19 protein-coding genes and 2 pseudogenes are annotated in these 17980 nt (G+C 67.6%); 13 read left to right on the top strand and 8 right to left on the bottom strand.

The features are described 5' to 3' along the window. A pseudogene (locus tag HWW87_RS36705) lies at positions 1-85 on the bottom strand (sel1 repeat family protein); the annotation flags it as partial. Positions 86-498: 413 nt separating this feature from the next. Here HWW87_RS36705 and HWW87_RS36700 point away from each other — a divergent pair. From HWW87_RS36700 to HWW87_RS37375, 6 genes and pseudogenes are all read left to right on the top strand, one after another. Beyond that, positions 499-1101, top strand: coding sequence for a TetR/AcrR family transcriptional regulator (locus tag HWW87_RS36700; protein WP_175824366.1), 603 nt, complete (start codon positions 499-501; stop codon positions 1099-1101). Positions 1102-1162: 61 nt separating this feature from the next. Next, a complete protein-coding gene (locus HWW87_RS37385; RefSeq protein ID WP_244107417.1) occupies positions 1163-1330 on the top strand; it encodes a hypothetical protein in 168 nt (55 codons plus the stop codon). Positions 1331-1393: 63 nt separating this feature from the next. After that, on the top strand, positions 1394-1678 hold the full coding sequence (locus HWW87_RS37380; protein WP_244107416.1) for a hypothetical protein: 285 nt from the start codon (positions 1394-1396) through the stop codon (positions 1676-1678). An 84-nt stretch (positions 1679-1762) separates the two neighbouring features. Next, on the top strand, positions 1763-3055 hold the full coding sequence (locus tag HWW87_RS36690; protein ID WP_175824365.1) for a divalent metal cation transporter: 1293 nt from the start codon (positions 1763-1765) through the stop codon (positions 3053-3055). A gap of 327 nt (positions 3056-3382) precedes the next feature. Continuing rightward, positions 3383-3664, top strand: a complete 282-nt coding sequence (locus HWW87_RS36685; RefSeq protein ID WP_174391109.1) for a hypothetical protein — start codon at positions 3383-3385, stop codon at positions 3662-3664. A 275-nt stretch (positions 3665-3939) separates the two neighbouring features. Beyond that, positions 3940-4026 (top strand): annotated as a pseudogene (locus HWW87_RS37375) (manganese catalase family protein); the annotation flags it as partial. Between the two features lie 132 nt (positions 4027-4158). Here HWW87_RS37375 and HWW87_RS36680 read toward each other — a convergent pair. From HWW87_RS36680 to HWW87_RS36670, 3 genes are all read right to left on the bottom strand, one after another. Next, positions 4159-4437, bottom strand: a complete 279-nt coding sequence (locus HWW87_RS36680; RefSeq protein ID WP_175824364.1) for a hypothetical protein — start codon at positions 4435-4437, stop codon at positions 4159-4161. A gap of 116 nt (positions 4438-4553) precedes the next feature. After that, positions 4554-6176: a chaperonin GroEL gene (gene groL, locus HWW87_RS36675; protein ID WP_175824363.1), complete on the bottom strand. Its 1623-nt coding sequence runs from the start codon at positions 6174-6176 to the stop codon at positions 4554-4556. A gap of 80 nt (positions 6177-6256) precedes the next feature. After that, positions 6257-6574, bottom strand: coding sequence for a co-chaperone GroES (locus HWW87_RS36670; protein ID WP_175824362.1), 318 nt, complete (start codon positions 6572-6574; stop codon positions 6257-6259). 50 nt (positions 6575-6624) lie between these two features. Here HWW87_RS36670 and HWW87_RS37370 point away from each other — a divergent pair, with 50 nt between their 5' ends. Then, positions 6625-7353, top strand: a complete 729-nt coding sequence (locus HWW87_RS37370) for a hypothetical protein (protein WP_244107415.1) — start codon at positions 6625-6627, stop codon at positions 7351-7353. Further along, positions 7347-7625, top strand: coding sequence for a hypothetical protein (locus HWW87_RS36660; RefSeq protein ID WP_175824361.1), 279 nt, complete (start codon positions 7347-7349; stop codon positions 7623-7625). The genes HWW87_RS37370 and HWW87_RS36660 overlap by 7 nt, the downstream gene beginning before the upstream one ends. 190 nt (positions 7626-7815) lie before the next feature. Here the strand turns inward: HWW87_RS36660 and soxR are convergent, their stop codons facing one another. Continuing rightward, a complete protein-coding gene (gene soxR / locus HWW87_RS36655) occupies positions 7816-8298 on the bottom strand; it encodes a redox-sensitive transcriptional activator SoxR (RefSeq protein ID WP_175824360.1) in 483 nt (160 codons plus the stop codon). Between the two features lie 228 nt (positions 8299-8526). Between soxR and HWW87_RS36650 the strand changes: the two genes are divergently transcribed. The 5 genes from HWW87_RS36650 to HWW87_RS36630 all read left to right on the top strand — a co-directional run bounded on the left by HWW87_RS36650 (position 8527) and on the right by HWW87_RS36630 (position 14854). Beyond that, positions 8527-9876 carry an MFS transporter gene (locus tag HWW87_RS36650; RefSeq protein ID WP_244107418.1) on the top strand — a complete coding sequence of 450 codons (1350 nt, stop codon included), beginning with the start codon at positions 8527-8529 and terminating at the stop codon, positions 9874-9876. A 391-nt stretch (positions 9877-10267) separates the two neighbouring features. Continuing rightward, positions 10268-10798, top strand: coding sequence for a peptide-methionine (R)-S-oxide reductase MsrB (gene msrB, locus HWW87_RS36645; RefSeq protein WP_174434215.1), 531 nt, complete (start codon positions 10268-10270; stop codon positions 10796-10798). A 35-nt stretch (positions 10799-10833) separates the two neighbouring features. Then, positions 10834-12693 (top strand): cytochrome c biogenesis protein DipZ, encoded by a 1860-nt coding sequence (locus tag HWW87_RS36640; protein ID WP_175824358.1) that lies wholly within the window; start codon positions 10834-10836, stop codon positions 12691-12693. A gap of 60 nt (positions 12694-12753) precedes the next feature. Then, positions 12754-13497 carry a peptide-methionine (S)-S-oxide reductase MsrA gene (gene msrA / locus HWW87_RS36635; protein WP_175824357.1) on the top strand — a complete coding sequence of 248 codons (744 nt, stop codon included), beginning with the start codon at positions 12754-12756 and terminating at the stop codon, positions 13495-13497. A gap of 241 nt (positions 13498-13738) precedes the next feature. Beyond that, positions 13739-14854, top strand: a complete 1116-nt coding sequence (locus HWW87_RS36630; protein WP_175824356.1) for an aromatic ring-hydroxylating dioxygenase subunit alpha — start codon at positions 13739-13741, stop codon at positions 14852-14854. 33 nt (positions 14855-14887) lie between these two features. Here the strand turns inward: HWW87_RS36630 and HWW87_RS36625 are convergent, their stop codons facing one another. Genes HWW87_RS36625 through HWW87_RS36615 form a run of 3 tightly spaced genes read right to left on the bottom strand, consistent with a single transcriptional unit; the run spans position 14888 to position 17949 of the window. Then, positions 14888-15277 (bottom strand): cytidine deaminase, encoded by a 390-nt coding sequence (locus tag HWW87_RS36625; RefSeq protein WP_175824355.1) that lies wholly within the window; start codon positions 15275-15277, stop codon positions 14888-14890. Between the two features lie 25 nt (positions 15278-15302). After that, positions 15303-16619 carry a thymidine phosphorylase gene (gene deoA, locus HWW87_RS36620; RefSeq protein ID WP_175824354.1) on the bottom strand — a complete coding sequence of 439 codons (1317 nt, stop codon included), beginning with the start codon at positions 16617-16619 and terminating at the stop codon, positions 15303-15305. Between the two features lie 55 nt (positions 16620-16674). Next, positions 16675-17949 carry a NupC/NupG family nucleoside CNT transporter gene (locus HWW87_RS36615; protein WP_175824353.1) on the bottom strand — a complete coding sequence of 425 codons (1275 nt, stop codon included), beginning with the start codon at positions 17947-17949 and terminating at the stop codon, positions 16675-16677. Positions 17950-17980 lie beyond the last annotated feature (31 nt).

Raw genomic sequence — 17980 nt, 5'->3', positions numbered from 1 at the left:
GTACCGTGCTGGCGGTAACCGACGGATCCTGCGCGCACGCGGCCAACAGCAACAGCAGCCCCGGTGCGAGTAAACGGCGATACATGGGTACTGTCCTCACGTTTCATGGGCGCCGTATTGCTTCGCGCGCTCGCCCGCGAGCATGCCCCCGGCTGGCGCGAGGCGCAGCGAACATCGTCCGCGGGCCCGCATGCCAAGGCTCTCTCAGGTTCTCTTGTCGGCTTGAAACATCGTTGCAGCATCCGATGCGGCGGAAAGCGGAATGCGGGATACTGCCCCTGTTCCGCCTCTTTAATCCACGCAATACCAATCGCTGCTTACTAGTTTCAAATGATACATATCGGTCTATCCAATAGTCAAGATAACTTGATAACCGGTGCAGGAGGGGATTTCCGGGCGGAAGGGCCACGGATTGGGGGCGGGAGGCCGATTTCACCGAGTAGCCTGATGCTAGAATAATCGGTCTATGCTGCTGAAATATCGAGGAGGAAGTCGTTCGTGCGAGCCAACAAACGCCAGCTGGTGGTAGACAAAGCGACCGAACTGTTTTCCAGGCACGGATTCCACCCGGTGGGCGTGGACTGGATCATCGACGATTCCGGTGTCGCCCGAATGACGCTGTACCGGCATTTCGCGAGCAAGGATGAGCTGATCCGCGAAGTGCTGGTCCAGCGCTACGACCTGATCGTCGGCAGCATCGACGCGCAGTTGCAGCACGTCGTCGATCCGGTCGAGCGCATCAAGACCATCTTCGACTGGTACGCAGCATGGTTCAGGACGCCCGAATTTGCCGGCTGCCTGTTCGAGCGTGCGCTGGCCGAATTCGGCACCGCTTATGCGCCGATCTCGGATGTCGCGATCCGCTATCGCCGCAAAATGGTCGAATGGATCGCCGAACTGATCGAAGCCCTCGTGCCGGCCGAAACCGCAAACCGGCTGGCGACCGTCTTCATGATGCTGCTGGACGGCGCCACGGTCGAAGCGCGGGCGTTCAACGACTCCGCGGCTGCCGCGCGCGCGTGGCAAGCCGCGCATGCCCTTCTCGAACAGGCGATGCACGCGACGGTCTCGCCCGCCGACGGTGCGGGTAGCCCGACGTAACGCACGTCGCGCGCCGTCGTATTGCGGGCAAACCGAGGCCGCAGCGTGCGGGGAGGACGACATGCATGACCGGATGCACTTGATCGGTTTCGCGCCGGGTGCGGCAATCGCGTGTACCGGCTGCAAGTCGGTGGATGTCAGTCGGTACGAAATCCAGAACCGGGATCGGAACGGCCTCACGATCGTTGCGTTCACAACGGAAGATCTGGCGTCGCTCGACAAGACGTAGCGGGCCGACCACGTCTGCGTCCGCTACGCCGTCACGCCGGTCACCCTCCGGAAGCGATTCGATGTGGGTGCAACCGATCTCGACGACTATCCGTTCTCTGCCCGGCGGCTCGACCTCCACGCCCGCTGCCCGATCCCCACGTCGGCGTTCTGCTCCTCCTGGTTCATTCCGTTCCATGATCGCGCGGGGCTGCATGGTCTGGACTATGTGTCGGGACTCGATGCAAACGAACCGGCGCTCCTGACGTTGCGCATCGGCAGCGGGAACATGGCCGGGGCCCGGCTGGTGTCGAAGGAACACACGATCAAAGTCGACGCGGGCGACATGGCGACGCCGAACGGACCGTGATGTCCGCCTGAACCGCCGGTGCGGGAAGCCATCCGGATGGGCACGGCAATTGCGCCTGCTGCACTCCCCGGGAGGCCCGCCATCATGAACGACAACGATTATCTCCAGCCCGAGCCGACGGAACCGGACCCGAACGCGGTCACGTGGGTCCGCCGCCTGGGCCCCGGCCTGATCACCGGCGCCGCCGACGACGATCCTTCCGGCATCGGCACGTACTCGCAGGCGGGCGCGCAATTCGGCTTCGAACTGCTGTGGGCGCTGCTGTTGACGTACCCGCTGATGACGGCCATCCAGCTGGTCAGCGCGCGCATCGGCCGCGTGACGGGCAAGGGTCTCGCGTCCAACATGCGCACGCACTACCCGCCATGGCTGCTGTACGGGACGGTCGTGCTGCTGATCACGGCCAACGTGATCAACATCGCGGCTGACTTGTCGGCCATGGGCGCGGCCGTCAATTTGTTGCTGCCCGGCCCGCAACAGCTCTACATCGTGTGCTTCGGCGGCGTGTCGGTCGTGCTGCAGGTTTTCGTGCCGTACGACCGCTACTCGCGATTGCTCAAATGGACGGCGCTGACGCTGCTGGCCTATGTCGCGGTCGCCCTCATCGTGCCCGTCAGATGGCCCGAGGTCGGCCGCGCGATCGTGCAGCCGCATGCGCAACTGAGCGCCGCTTATCTGACCACGGTCGTCGCCGTGCTCGGCACGACCATCAGCCCGTATCTGTTTTTCTGGCAGGCGTCCCAGGAAGTCGAGGAGTTGCGCGCCGTGCCGAACCAGCGGCCGCTGCGGCGCATGCCGCGCCAGGCGCCCGCGCAGTTGCGCCGGATCAGCTTCGATACGTGGTTCGGCATGGGCGTATCGAACGTGATTGCATTCTTCATCGTGCTGACGGCAGCGGCCACGCTCAACGCGCATCACATCGACATCAAGACGTCGGCGGACGCCGCGCGGGCGCTCGAGCCGCTTGCCGGTCACTTCGCGTACGTGCTGTTCGCGCTCGGCATCGTCGGCACCGGCCTGCTGGCGCTGCCGGTGCTCGCGGGATCGGCCGCCTATGCGGCGGCCGGCACCTTCCGCTGGCGCAACAGTCTCGCGCTGCAGTTGGGCGTCGCGCCCGAATTCTATGCGGTGATCGTATTGGCGATCGTCGGCGGAATCGCGTTCACGTTCATGCACTTCGACCCGATCCGCGCACTTTACTGGAGCGCCGTCATCAACGGCGTGAGCGCCGTTCCGATCATGGTCGTGATGATGCTGATGGCGAGAAGCAAGCGGGTCATGGGCGAGTTTGCCGTCAAGGGCGCGCTTGCGTGGGGAGGATGGATCGCGACGCTCGCGATGGCGATCGCGGCGATGGGCGTGTTCGTGCCGGGATAAATCACACCATATCGACCGCCGTCGGCGTGAGAAAGTCGGGATCAACGATGACCCCACGGCATGTCACCGGGACGTCATTCGCGCCGACATACCATCGACTCCGGCTCGCGAAAACGCCGCTTCGCCCCTACCTCGAGCGGGAACGAATCCTGCTCGTTCGACCGCGAGGTGGAGCCAATTTATTTTCTTTGACGGATTTCGTATTACCGGCGAATATTCGCGTCGATCAATCGTTAGTACCGCTCAAAAATAACGACACGATGCTCGCTCATTCAGTCGGGGACGTTCCACTGCTTCGCCAATTGATACCTGATCGAAGGGGAAGAAATGACACCGTTTTCCCAGAATGTGAGCATCAAGCAGACAGCCGCCTTACCCAAAGCATCGCCGCTGTCGCCCGTCTTCTGGAAGCCGGATCCGCTCGTCGAAGCCGCGCCGCCCGAGACGCAATCCACCGCCCCGGATCTTCGCGACTTCTTCGCCGCCGCCGCGCTGCAAGGTTTGCTGTCGCGTGACGCCGGTCGCAACGTGTCCACGATCGCCGACTACGAATCGAAGCGCGCAGTCAGCGCCTATCGGCTCGCCGACGAAATGCTGAAAGCGCGATGAACCGGCATGCCCGCGGGCGCCGCTCGGCCCGCGCGCCTGCCGTCGTCCGGCTCACCGGCAATGCGGAGGCACCGCGTTCCTGTCGAGCGTCGCCCTCTGTACTCCTTTGCGAAACCGGCATCATGCATCGCCGATGCGATCGGTCCCGCGCACCGTCGACATGCCGCGCCGCGCCGCATTCATGCCGGCGTGGCACGGCCTGGCAGGTTGTTGACATGGCAACCGCTTGAAAATCCGGCGACGAGGATCGCAGGTCACGCGACGCGCGCTCGCGTCAACTGGCCGAAGCGGTCGACGAACGGGCCGAGCTGTATCGCAAGCTGCACGGCGCGGGCAACGACAGCCACGTGACACAGGTGCTCAGCGACCCGGTGACCGGTGCCGAACTCGGCACGGGCCTGCCGGCCCCCCAGGGCCGCAAGCTGGCAAGCCGGACGGCGCCTGAACGGGAGTTCGACGCGTGTGCGTCCAGGATCCGACGCACCGGCGATGCATCACGCGCCTGCTTCGCCGGGCCCGGTCTGGTCGGCCATCAGGTACTGAATGACCAGCGTCGGATCGGCGATGTCGAGAATCAGGCGACGCATCACGCGCTTGCGCATATGGTCGTCATCCAGCGTCCACGGCCCCGCCGCGTCGCCGAGGTAGCGGCCGATCGCGCCGCGATGATCGTCGTCGGGCGGCAGGCCGAGCCGCGCGGCGAGCAGGCCGGCGATGACGTCGTCGAGTTCGACGTGCAGCGGTCTGGAATCGATCGAAAGTTCGAGCTTCATGGTCGGTCTCGCAAACATGAAAAAGCGGCGCGGCGCGCCCCCGCTGTCGCGCGCGCCGGGCAAAGCCGCTCCGGCCAGCGGCTATTCGACGATCGCAGGCGAGCCTGCGACGCAGGTCAGTAGCCGAGTTCGGGCGCCGGGGCCGGCTCGGCGCTGTCCTCTTTCGGTGCTTGCGCGACAGTCGCATCGGTCGTCAGCACCAGGCTCGCGATCGACGCGGCATTCTGCAGCGCGGTACGCGTGACCTTGGTCGGGTCGACCACGCCTGCGTCCACCAGGTCGCCGTACTCGCCGGTCGCCGCGTTGTAGCCGAAATTCCCGTTGCCCTCGAGCACCTTCGAGACCACGACCGATGGTTCGTCGCCCGCGTTGGCCGCGATCACGCGCAGCGGCGCCTCCAGCGCGCGCAGCACGATCCGGATGCCGGCGTCCTGGTCCGCATTCGCGCCGCGGATATCCGACAGCGCCGCGCGCGCCCGCAGCAGCGCGACGCCGCCGCCCGGCACGATGCCCTCCTCAACTGCGGCACGCGTCGCATGCAGCGCATCGTCGACGCGATCCTTCTTCTCCTTCATTTCGACTTCGGTGACCGCGCCGACCTTGATCACCGCCACGCCGCCCGCGAGCTTCGCGACGCGCTCCTGCAGCTTCTCGCGATCGTAGTCGCTCGTCGCTTCGTCGATCTGCACGCGAATCGACTTCACGCGCGCAGCGATGCGCGCCGCATCGCCCGCGCCGTCGATGATGATCGTATCGTCCTTGCGCACCTCGACACGCTTCGCACTGCCAAGCTCATCGAGCGTGGCCTTGTCGAGCTGCTTGCCGGTTTCCTCCGAGATGACCGTCGCACCGGTCAGGATCGCGAGATCCTCCAGCATGGCCTTGCGCCGGTCGCCGAAACCCGGCGCCTTGACGGCGGCGACCTTCAGGATGCCGCGCATCGAATTCACGACGAGTGTCGCGAGCGCTTCGGCCTCGACATCCTCGGCGACGATCAGCAGCGGCTTGCTGGCCTTGGACGCCGCTTCGAGGATCGGCAGGAGATCGCGGACACTGGAGATCTTCTTGTCGTGCAGCAGGATCAGCGCATCGTCGAGATAAGCCGCCTGCTTCGCCGGATCGTTGATGAAATACGGGCTCACGTAACCGCGATCGAACTGCATGCCTTCGACCACGTCGAGTTCGTTCTCCAGCGACTTGCCGTCCTCGACCGTGATCACGCCGTCCTTGCCGACCTTCTCCATCGCATCGGCAATGATCTTGCCGATCGCGTCGTCCGAGTTCGCGGAAATCGCGCCGACCTGCGCGATTTCCTTGTGGGTCGAAATCGGTCGGGACAGCTTGCGCAGCTCGTCGAGCACCGCGCCGACGGCCGTGTCGATGCCGCGCTTCAGGTCCATCGGGTTCATGCCGGCCGCAACGTGCTTCATGCCTTCCTGCACGATCGCCTGCGCGAGCACGGTGGCGGTGGTCGTCCCGTCGCCGGCCACGTCGGCCGTCCTGGATGCGACCTGCTTGACGATCTGCGCGCCCATGTTCTCGAAGCGGTCCTTCAGCTCGATTTCCTTCGCGACCGACACGCCGTCCTTCGTGATCACGGGCGCGCCGAAGCCGCGCTCGATCACGACGTTGCGGCCTTTCGGGCCGAGCGTCACCTTCACCGCGTCGGCCAGCACGTTCACGCCCTTGACGATCTGCTGGCGGGCGCCATCGCGGAATTTCACGTCTTTTACGGTCATTTTCTTGCTCCGGATACAGTCGTTGAACGGGATGCCGCGCGCATCGGGCAGCCACCCGTGCGACGCGGTCGAATCGGCATTCAGGCCGCTTTCCTGACGGCCGGCGATTCGGGTTCGAGTACGCCCATGACGTCCTCTTCGCGCATCACGAGCAGTTCCTCGCCGTTCACCTTCACGGTCTGGCCTGCATATTTGCCGAAGAGAACCTGGTCGCCGACCTGGAGCTGCAGCGGGCACTGCGAGCCGTCCTGGAGCAGTCGGCCACTGCCGACCGCAATCACTTCACCCTGCTCGGGCCGTTCGGCGGCCGAATCGGGAATCACGATGCCGGAGGCTGTCGTCCGCTGCTGTTCGATTCGCTTGACGATAACCCGGTCGTAAAGGGGACGAATCTGCATTTTCATCTCCTGAGCGATGAGATCACCTGGAAAAGGGAATCCGTCGGCGCATGCACGCGCAAAGGCTGCGATGCGCCGGCGTGCCATCGATTGGCGAAAAGCGAAATAGTGGCGCGGGAAGCGCGCTTCAAGAGAGCGAAAAAAGCGTGTTTGTAACAAAATGTTTCCGGCCGGAAACCGTGTTCGTCCGACCGGCGCGCTTGTCTCGCGATGATCCCGTGACGGGCGACGGCACGGCCTCGACGGTCGCCGCTCCGGGTCGCGCGAAGCGTCTCGGGACGGCGCTTGAAATCCGCGCTTCCCATCCTATTTTGGTATCGCTCAAGCAGTCGCGGCTTACGCGCTGCGTGTTTCGATTTGTTTGTCAGCGAGGCCTCTCGCGGATCGACGAACTGGAGCGCGTGGTCCGGTTCGTCCTCCGTGCGAGGTCCAACCGGGAGCGAATCATGAACGATCCTTTCTTCACCTTCGGTCGGCTGACGGAGGTCGGCCGCCGACCACGACGTGCAGCCCGCGTCGCCCGCGTCATCGCGGGTCTGCCGGCCGGCCTGCGGGTCGCGCGCAACGGCAATGGTCGCTTCACGCCGATCGGCGCTCGGCGACGCGCTGCGCGCAAGCCATTCGCGTTGCGCCGCGCGAACCCACCCGCCGCGATGGGCCGATCGAAGCTGCCGCGCCGTCGAGTCGCCGCGCTTGGACGCGTGCTGCACCCTATTTCGTTTTTCTGCGTCACGCCCGCTGGTGGCGGCTCCGTGCGCGACGGAGGGCCGCCATGCTGAGCCCGCACGAATTCGCAACGCTGATGCTGGTGTGCCAGGCGCCGGATCAACTCGACATGAATCGCGCCGAACTCGATGCGTTGCTCGAACGACAACTCGTCATGCTCGAGCATGGCGCGCCCGGCCGCCGACGCGCGTATCTGACGAAGAAAGGCCGATCGATTCTCAACGCGCTCGGGGCCGACATCGCGCCGCGCCGGAGCCATGGGTCGACGGTGGAGCGCGGCGGTCACTGCGCGGCGCCTGTCGCACCATCGGACGAGGCCGGATGACGCGGTGTTCGGGACAGTGTCCCGGCGATCGAAGGGCGCGCGGTCATGCCCGACGTACGCGGTATCCGCGAAAACGCGCCGCCGACACCGAAGCTCGCATCTCGTCCATGATCCCGGCGGCTGTCGTCGAGCCCTCCGCCGACAGCCGCGGCCAACCGCCCACATGCGGATCACAGCCACATCACCGTCGTCATGAACCCGGCTTCGACCTCGACTTGCGGACAGGTTCACCCTCGAGCAGCACCGCCCCCTGTCCGCGCTCGCTCAACGCGTCGCCCGGGTTTCGCAGCGGACAATCCTTCATCGACAGGCATCCGCAACCGATGCACCCATCCATCTGATCCCGCAACTGCGTGAGCTTCCGTATCCGTTCGTTCAGCAGGTCGCGCCATCCCGTCGACAGCCGCCGCCAGTCGGCCGCACTCGGCGCCTTGCCGGACGGCAGCTCGTCCAGCGCGGCCTTGATCGTGTCGAGCGGAATACCCGCGCGCTGCGCGACCTTGATGATCGCGACCCGTCGCAGCACGTCGCGCGCGTAACGGCGCTGGTTGCCGTCGCTACGCCAGCCGTGGATCAATCCCTTCGCTTCGTAGAAGTGGATCGACGACACGGCAACGCCGCTGCGTTGCGCGACCTCGCCGACGGACAACGGTACCTGCACATCAATTTTCATGTTCCCCCGCTGTTGACCTCAACATTGGTTGAGGTTTTATAACGGATAGCGATGGCCTTTTCAAGCATCGGGTCGCCGCATGACGCGCGATCACGAATCGGAGAAAACATGGATATCGACGACGCAACGCACGCGCAACCTGCATCAGCCGCCGCCCGGCCGGACGTCAACGCAGCGGCACACGACACCAACGTCGGCTGGCATGCGCTCTTGTCCGGCGCGAACGGAATGCGATCGCTGGCACTGGCCGGTGGTGTCGCACTGCATGCGATCAACATCTACATCGCGACGACGATCCTGCCGTCGGTCGTTCGAGACATCGGCGGGCTCGAGTACTACGCGTGGAACACGACACTGTTCATGGCCGCATCGATCGTCGGTGCCCCGCTGTCCGCCAACGTGCTCGGCCGCTTCGGGCCGCGCGCCGCCTATCTCGTTGCACTCGTCGTGTTTTGCGGCGGCACGCTCGCATGCGCGAGCGCGCCGACCATGCCGTGGATGCTCGTCGGCCGGACGGCTCAGGGGTTTGGCGGAGGCATCCTGTTCGCGCTCAGCTATGCGTTGATCCGGGTCGTGTTCGACCCGCGCCTGTGGCCGCGCGCGATGGCGATGGTGTCCGGCATGTGGGGCGTCGCCACGCTCTGCGGGCCGGCAATCGGCGGGATCTTCGCGGAGTCGGGTACGTGGCGGCTCGCGTTCGTCGCATTGCTGCCCATCGCCGCCGTGCTCGCGTTGATCGTGATCGTCAGGCTGCCCACGCGCGAGGTGTCCGGCCGGCACGCATCGTCGCTCGCGCTCGGCCGGGTTCTGCTGCTTGCCGTCTCCGTGCTCGTCGTGTCCGTGGCCAGCCTGTCGACAGCGCGAGCCGCGAACCTCGCGGGCGTCGCCGCCGGCTTGGCGATCGCGGCGCTGATCGCACGCCTCGAGCGCAGCGCGACGATCCGGTTGCTGCCGGTCGGTGCGTACAGCCTGCGTGCACCGCTCGGCGCGATTTACGCGTGCATGAGCCTGCTCGTGATCGGGATCACGACGGAGGTCTTCGTTCCATATTTTCTGCAGGTCATTCACGGCTACCCGCCGCTGATCGCCGGCTACCTGACCGCGCTGATGGCCGCCGGCTGGACGGTCGGCTCGCTCTTCAGCTCCGGGCGCGGCCCGCGCGCCGCGCAGGCGCTCGTGCGCGGCGGCCCGCTGGTCGTGACGTTGGCGCTCGCCGCACTGGCGTTCATCGCGCCGTCGCAGCACGCGTCCGAAGCCGGGACCGGCGTGGCAGCCCTGTGCGCGGCGCTCGTGGCGGTCGGTGCCGGCATCGGCGTGGGGTGGCCGCACCTGCTCACGCAGGTTCTGAACCATGCGCCGGTCGGGCAGGAAGATCTCGCGTCGACATCGATCACGACCGTCCAACTCTATGCGACCGCGATCGGCGCAGCACTCGGCGGTCTCGTCGCCAATCTTGCCGGTTTCTCGACGCCCGGAGGACTCGCCGGCGCGCAGCACGCGGCCGCATGGCTGTTCGCATTATTCGCGGCCGCGCCGCTGCTGGCCGCAGTCGTCGCGCGCCGAGTGCCCTTCCGGTGATGGCCGGACCGCTCACGTTTTTCTGCCATACCCCGTCGAACGACAACCCGACTTGACGGAATACCTGCCATGACCTCGCGTGTTCCGCTGTACGACGGCGATCACGCCGCGCAATTCGACGCATCGCGGCTTCGTTCCGGCGTGGTCGCCCGGACCGGCGGCAGCGCCGAACGCGCCAGCCCTGCCGGATGCGCGAGATCGACGGCGCGCAGGCACGCGCGCTCCCCTCCCCCTCGCGACCGTTGTCGCCGGTGCCCGGCCGGATTCGGGCATACGTCCCCGCCACCCGCGGCCAATCATCACAATTCCTTTAACTTTCCGTGAGGACTTCGACACCGGCCGCTGCCTACGATGGGCGCATGTTTTCAGGACCTGCTTCCAGGAGCCCATCATGCCCACCCGCAGACACCTGCTGTTCGCCGGCGCCACCGGCCTCGCCGCGCTCGCGGCGCTGTCGTCCGCCGGCCGCCGCGCGCTGGTCGGCCGCGCGTTCGCCGCGCCGCCCGCCGGCTCACCCAAAGCCGCCCCTTTCGAGATCACGCTCAGCGACGCCGAATGGCATCGCCGGCTCACGCCCGCCCAATACACGGTCCTGCGCGAAGCCGGCACCGAGCGGCCGTTCAGCAGCCCGCTGAACGACGAGCACCGGCACGGCACGTTCGCGTGCGCCGGCTGCGACCTCGCGCTGTTCTCGTCGGCCACCAAGTTCGACAGCCATACGGGCTGGCCGAGCTTCTGGAAGCCGCTCGACCATGCGGTCGGCACCGACACCGACGCGTCGTTCGGGATGGTCCGCACCGAAGTGCACTGCCGCCGCTGCGGCGGCCATCTCGGCCACGTGTTCGACGACGGCCCGGCCCCGACCGGCCTGCGCTACTGCATGAACGGTCTCGCGCTCGCCTTCCACCCGGCCGCCGCCTGATCCGGCCCCACTCCCGTCCGACTGGAGAACGCACCATGCTGCTCATCGTCCTTGCCTATCTCGGCGGCGTGCTCACGATCCTGAGCCCGTGCATCCTGCCCGTGCTGCCGTTCGTGTTCGCGCGCGCCGACCAGCCGTTCGTGCGCAGCGGCCTGCCGCTGCTCGCCAGCATGGCGCTCACGTTCGCCGTCGTCGCGACGCTCGCCGCCGTCGGCGGCGGCTGGGTCGCGCAGGCCAACCAGGCCGGCCGCTGGATCGCGATCGTGCTGCTCGCGGTGTTCGGCCTGACGCTGCTGATGCCGCGCTTCGCGGAACACCTGACGCGCCCGCTCGTCGCCGCCGGCAACCGGCTCACCGGGTTCGCGCAACGCGACGGCCGCCCGGCCGGCCCGGCATCGTCGCTGCTGCTCGGCGTCGCCACCGGCCTGCTGTGGGCGCCGTGCGCGGGCCCGATCCTCGGCCTCGTGCTGACCGGCGCCGCGCTGCGCGGCGCGAGCGTCGGCACGACGCTGCTGCTCGTCGCGTATGCGGCCGGCGCGGCGACCTCGCTCGGCGTCGCGCTCGTGATCGGCGGCAAGGTGTTCGCCGCGATGAAGCGCTCGCTCGGCGCCGGCGAATGGATCCGGCGCGGGATCGGCGCGGCGCTCCTGGCCGGTGTCGGCGCGATCGCGCTCGGCCTCGACACGGGCGCCCTCGCGCAACTGTCGACCGTCACCACGGGCGGGCTCGAAACGAAGCTCGTCGACCGCCTCGGCGGCCGCTCGAACGGCGCGCCGGCAGCGACGGCCGCAACCGGTGCCACCGACAACGCGACGGGCAGCGCGATGATGGCCGCCGCGGCCGATGGCGCGCAGGCCGGCGGCGGTGCGATGGCCGGCGGCGCGATGATGCGTACGGCCGGCGCGACGCCGTCCGCGCTGCCGGTCGAAGGCACGCTGCCGTCGCTCGACGGCGCGGTGCAGTGGCTGAATTCGCCGCCGCTGACGGCGGCCGGGCTGCGCGGCAAGGTCGTGCTGGTCGATTTCTGGACGTATTCATGCATCAACTGCCTGCGCACGCTGCCGTACACGACCGCCTGGGCACGCAAGTACGCGCCGTACGGGCTCGTCGTGATCGGCGTGCACGCGCCGGAGTTCGCGTTCGAGCGCGACATCGGCAACGTGAAGAAAGCCGTGCACGACCTCGGCATCGACTTCCCGGTCGCGATCGACAACGGCTATTCGATCTGGCGCGCGTTCAACAACGAATACTGGCCCGCGCATTACTTCATCGACGCGCAAGGGCGGATCCGCCATCACCACTTCGGCGAAGGCGAATACGCGCAATCGGAACGCGCGATCCAGTCGCTGCTCGCCGAAGCCGGCCATCCGGATGCGCTGAACGTGCCGCTCGGGCTCGCCGGCGCGCCCGCTCAAGGTGCGCTCGCGGCGGCCGACAGCGCGGACGTCCGTTCGCCCGAAACCTATGTCGGCTATGCGCGCGCGGAAAGCTTCGCGTCGCCGGGCGGCGTCGTGCGCGATGCGGTGCACCGCTACGACGGGCCGGCCCATCCGGATCTCAACGACTGGGGCCTTGCCGGCACGTGGAACGTCGGCGCCGAGCGCGCAGCGCTCGCCGCGCCGGATGGCCGGATCGTCTACCGCTTCCATGCACGCGACCTGCACCTGGTGCTCGGCCCCGGCGCGAACGGCCGGCCCGTGCGCTTTCGCGTGACGCTCGACGGCGCCGCGCCCGCTGCCGCGCATGGCACGGATGTCGATGCGCAGGGCTACGGCACCGTCACCGGCCAGCGCCTGTACCAGCTCGTCCGGCAGCCCGGCGCGATCGCCGATCGCACGTTCGCGATCGAGTTCCTCGATCCGGGTGTCGATGCGTATGCATTCACTTTCGGTTGATCGCGCGCGCCGCCGCCATCCGAGCGCCGCTTTTCTCAACGCATTTCGAAGGAGCAAAAGATGAACCCGATCCCGACCCGCGATGCCGCCGCACGACGGCGCGCGGTCATGCTGCGCCGCATCGGCGCCATCGCCGTCGCGGTGGCCGCCGTGTTCGGCTACCAGCGCATCGTCAATTCCGCCGAGCCGATGCGCACCGTGCCTGCGCCGACGCTCGACGAAACGCCCGGCGCGTCGCACGACGAGACGGCCGTGCTCGCCGGCGGCTGCTTCTGGGGCGTGCAGGGCGTGTTCGAGCACGTGAAGGGCGTGAAGCAGGTCACCGCCGGCTATGCGGGCGGCGCGTCCGAAACCGCGCACTACGCGCTCGTCGGCTCGGGGCTGACGGGGCACGCAGAATCGGTACGCATCGTCTACGACCCGACCCAGATCACGTACGGCCGGCTGCTGCAGGTGTTCTTCTCGGTCGCGCACGACCCGACCGAACTGAACCGGCAGGGCCCCGACGAAGGCTCGCAGTACCGGTCCGCGATCTTCCCGACCACCGCGCAGCAACGCGCGGTCGCGACCGCGTACATCGCGCAGCTCGGCAGCGCGCATGTGTTTCCGGCGCCCGTGGTCACGCGCGTCGAAGCCTACAAGGGGTTCTATCCGGCCGAGGCCTATCATCAGAACTACCTCGAACTGCATCCCGATGCACCGTATATCGCGTTCAACGACCTGCCGAAAGTCGCCGGGCTGAAGCAGCACTTCCCGGCGCTGTACCGTGCCGACGCGGTGCTGTGGCGCGAAGCCGGCTTGTGAGCTGCTTTGAGCCGCCTGTGCCCCACCCGGCTGCGTGACGGGATGCCGCCCGCCGCCCAGCCGCGCCGCGGCCGCCACGCACCGGCGGCGGCCCGTTTGCGCCACATCAACGAATCGGCGGACGCGATGCCGGGGCAAACCCGCATCGCGTCCGCCGCAGCCGGCAACTTCGCGTAGACTCTCCGGATTCCCGCCGCTTCTTGCGGCGCTCGACATTCAGTCCCGCCAGGAGGCGTCACGCATGCGCGCAGTGCCTTTGCCTGACAGCAACACCCTCGAAGAACCGTCCACCGGCGCGGTCGTGCGCGACCTGCGCCGCGTGCCCATTCATCCGGATCACTGGTATCCGCTCGCGTGGTCGCGCGAGCTCAAGCGCGGCAAGACGCTCGGCGTGCGCTTCGCCGGCGACCCGATCGTGCTCGTGCGCACCGAATCGGGCGCCGTGTATGCGCTCGAGGATCGTTGCGCGCACCGCCAGGTACCGCTGCATGCGGGCGTCGTGAGCGGCGAAACGCTGCGCTGCTGCTATCACGGCTGGACCTACGCGTGCGACAGCGGCCGCTGCGTCGACGTGCCCTACCTCGGCCGCGAGCGCTTGCCCAACGGCGTGCGCGCGTATCCGTGCCGCGAGGCGCATGGGCTGATCTTCGTGTTCCCGGGCGATGCCACGCTCGCCGAAGAACGGCCGTTCCCCGCGCTCGAATCGGCGGACAACCCTGCGTACAAGACGCGCCGCTTCGGCCGCGAGGTCAAGTGCCACTACTCGTTCATGCACGAGAACCTGATGGACATGAACCATCAGTTCCTGCATCGCAAGCAGATGGGGCAGATGCGCGCGCGCTCGGTGGGCCGTCGCCGCGGCGACGACTGGGTCGAGGTCGATTACACGTTCGCGCGGATGGAAGGCAAGCAGCCGGTCGGCGAGGCGCTCGTGTTCGGCGCGAGCAAGAAGCCGGCCGACCAGTCCGACAAGAGCGTGATGACGGTACGCACCGGCTATCCGTACCAGACGCTGCAGATTCGCTCGAGCGAAGGCACGCTCGTGATGGACCTGTGGATCGTCTACGTGCCGCTCGACGCCGAGCAGCGCACCAACCGCACGTTCGGACTGCTGTCGATCCACAAGCCCGGCATCCCGTTCGCACTCGATCTCGCGTGGCCGCTGCTCGTGTGGTTCACCGAGCGCATCTTCCGCGAGGATCGCTGGATCGTCGAGCGCGAGCAGGAAGCGCACGATCGCCAGGGCGCCGACTGGAACCACGAGGTGTTCCCGGTCATCAACGAGCTGCGCGACCTGCTGCGTCAGTGCGGCGCACGCACCGTGATCCCGATCCGCGACGCGCGCGACGGCGCGTGAGGCGACGCATGCGGTTCGCCGCGGCGCGCGCCGTTACAGGGTGAACGCGCCCGGCAGCAATGCGCGGGCCGTCGTGATCTCGATGGCCCCTTTCAGGTTGGCGAGGATCACTTCGATGTCGGGCTTGCCGATCTCGATGATCACCTGACGACAGGCGCCGCACGGCGCGATCGGGCCGTCCGTGTCGCCGACGACCGCGAGCCGCGCGAAATCCCCCGGCCGATAACCGGCGGCGATCGCCGCGAACAGCGCCGTGCGTTCCGCGCAATTGCACAGTCCGTACGACGCGTTCTCGACGTTGCAGCCGTGGAAAACCGTCCCGTCGCGCGCCTGCAGCGCCGCGCCGACCTTGAAGCGCGAATACGGCGCATACGCGCGCTCGCGCGCCGCCTTGGCCTGTTCGATCAGTTCGTCTCGTTCCATCGTGGTGATGCCTCCGGGAGCAGGATCAGCCGATCTGCTGGTAAAGGGTCGGCGGCGCTTCGCCCGTCTCGCCGAGCACGTAGCTGCGGCGGACCGCGTCCACCGCGTGGGCCGCGGCCGCTTCGTCGCGGGCGTGTACGAAGCCGAGCGGCTCACCTGCCTCGATGCGTTGCCCGATCTCCACGAGCGCCGACAGGCCGACGCTGACGTCGATCGCGTCCTCCGCGCGCGTGCGGCCGCCGCCGAGCGCGACCACCGCCAGCCCGAGCGCGCGGCAATCGACGCGCTGCACCACGCCGCTCGCGGGCGCCGGAACCGGCACGATCACCGCCGCCCGCGCCAGATGCCGCGCGGGCGCGTCGATCAGGTCGGCCGGGCCGCCGAGCGCGACGACCATGCGCGCGAAACGCTCGGCCGCCGCGCCGGAATCGAGCGCCTGCCGCAGCTTCTCGCGCGCGTGGGCCGCATCGCGCGCCAGCCCGCCGGTCACGAGCAATTCGGCCGACAGCGCCATCGTCACGTCGTGCAGACGTGCGGGACGCGACTTGCCCGTCAGGTAGTCGATCGCGCACGCGACCTCGAGCGCATTGCCCGCGCACGGCGCGAGCGACTGGTTCATGTCGGTGAGGATCGCGGTCGTCTTCATGCCGGCGCCGTTGCCGACGTCGACGATACTGCGGGCCAGTTCCGCCGATTTCTCCGCGGTCGGCATGAATGCGCCGGAGCCGACCTTGACGTCCATCACGAGCCCGTCGAGCCCCGCCGCGAGCTTCTTCGACAGGATCGACGCGGTGATCATCGCGACCGATTCGACGGTCGCCGTCACGTCGCGGATCGCATAGATGCGCTTGTCGGCCGGTGCGAGCCGCGCGGTCTGCCCGATGATCGCGACGCCGACCTCGCGCACCGTGCGGCGAAACGCGTCCGTCGCGGGCATCACGTCGTAACCGGGAATCGCGCTGAGCTTGTCGAGCGTGCCGCCGGTATGGCCGAGCCCGCGCCCCGAGATCATCGGCACATAGCCGCCGCACGCGGCCACCATCGGCCCGAGCATCAGCGATACGACATCCCCGACGCCGCCCGTCGAATGCTTGTCGATCACCGGCCCGCCGAGATCGAGCGCGCGCCAGTCGAGCACGTCGCCCGAATCGCGCTGCGCGAGCGTCAGCGCGACGCGTTCGTCGGTGCTCAGGTCGTTGAAATACACGGCCATCGCGAACGCGGCCACCTGGCCCTCGGTCACGCTGCCGTCGGTCACGCCGCGCACGAACGCGGCCATGCCGTCGCGATCGAGCGGCTGCCCGTCGCGCTTCCTGCGAATGAATTCCTGCGGTAGAAACATCGTTGCCTCGCTTCGATTGGTCGGAGTCGACTGCACGGCTTAGGGCCTGTTCACGCTAATGCAGCGAGAAAAACAGGCCGGCAATCGCCGCGCTCATCAGGTTCGACAGCGTCGCGGCCGTCAGCGCGCGCAAGCCGAGCCGCGCGACGTCCGAGCGGCGCTCGGGCGCGACCGCGCTGAAGCCGCCCGCGAGAATCGCGATCGACGAGAAGTTCGCGAAACCGCACAGCGCGAACGACACGATCGCGAGCGTCTTCGGGTCGAGCACCTGGAGGCCGGCCGCCGCCGCATGCGCGCCGCCCTTCAGGTACGGCGACAAGTCGCCGTACGCGACGAATTCGTTGAAGATCAGTTTCTCGCCGATGAAGTTGCCGGCCAGCGTCGCATCGTGCCACGGCACGCCGATGATCCACGCGAGCGGCGCGAACAGGTGGCCGATGATACCGACCAGCGTGACCTGCGGAAAGCCCGCGAACGCGGCCGCGCCGCTGATGATCAGGTTCATCAGCGCGATGAGCCCGACGAACGCGATCAGCATCGCGCCGACGTTGATCGCGATGCGCAGGCCGACCGATGCGCCGGATGCGGCCGCCTCGATCACGTTGGCAGCGCGCTTGTCGTCGAAATCGAGGCCGTCGACCACCACGCGGCTCGGCTCGACGGTCGGAAACAGCAGCTTGCCGAACAGCAGCCCGCCCGGCACCGCCATGAACGACGCGGCAAGCAGGTACTCCATCTTCACGCCGAGGCCGGCGTAGCCGACCAGCACCGAGCCCGCGACCGACGCCATGCCGCTCGCCATCACCGTGAAGATCTCCGCGCTCGTCATGTTGCGCACGAACGGCTTCACGAGCGCGGGCATCTCGCTCTGCCCGAGGAAGATCGTCGCGACGGCCGAGCACGCCTCGATGCGGCTCACGCCGAGCACTTTCGCGAGCCCCGCGCCGAGGATCGCGACGATCCACTTCATCACGCCGATGTAGTACAGCACCGAGATCAGCGCGGTGACGAAGATGATCATCGGCAGCACGCGCAGGCCGAACACGAACCCGCCGTCGCCGAACAACTGGAACATCCGCGCGTCGACCAGCCCGCCGAACACGAACGCGATGCCGTGATTGCCCATGTCGAGCACGCGATTGACGCCGTTCGCGACCGCGGCCAGCGCCGCGCGGCCCGACGGCACGAACAGCACCAGCGCGCCGATCGCGAACTGCGTGAGCAGCGCGGCGATCATGGTCCGCGTGCTGACCGCCCGACGGTTGTTCGACAGCAGATAGGCAACCAATAGCAGGAACAGCATACCCAGGAGACTGCGCAGAATATCCACCTTGTGCTCCTTTCTCTCGATGTTATTGAAC

The sequence above is a fragment of the Burkholderia sp. BCC0419 genome (assembly GCF_902830285.1).
Classification (GTDB): domain Bacteria; phylum Pseudomonadota; class Gammaproteobacteria; order Burkholderiales; family Burkholderiaceae; genus Burkholderia.
This window is presented reverse-complemented; position numbering and strand designations above follow the sequence as displayed.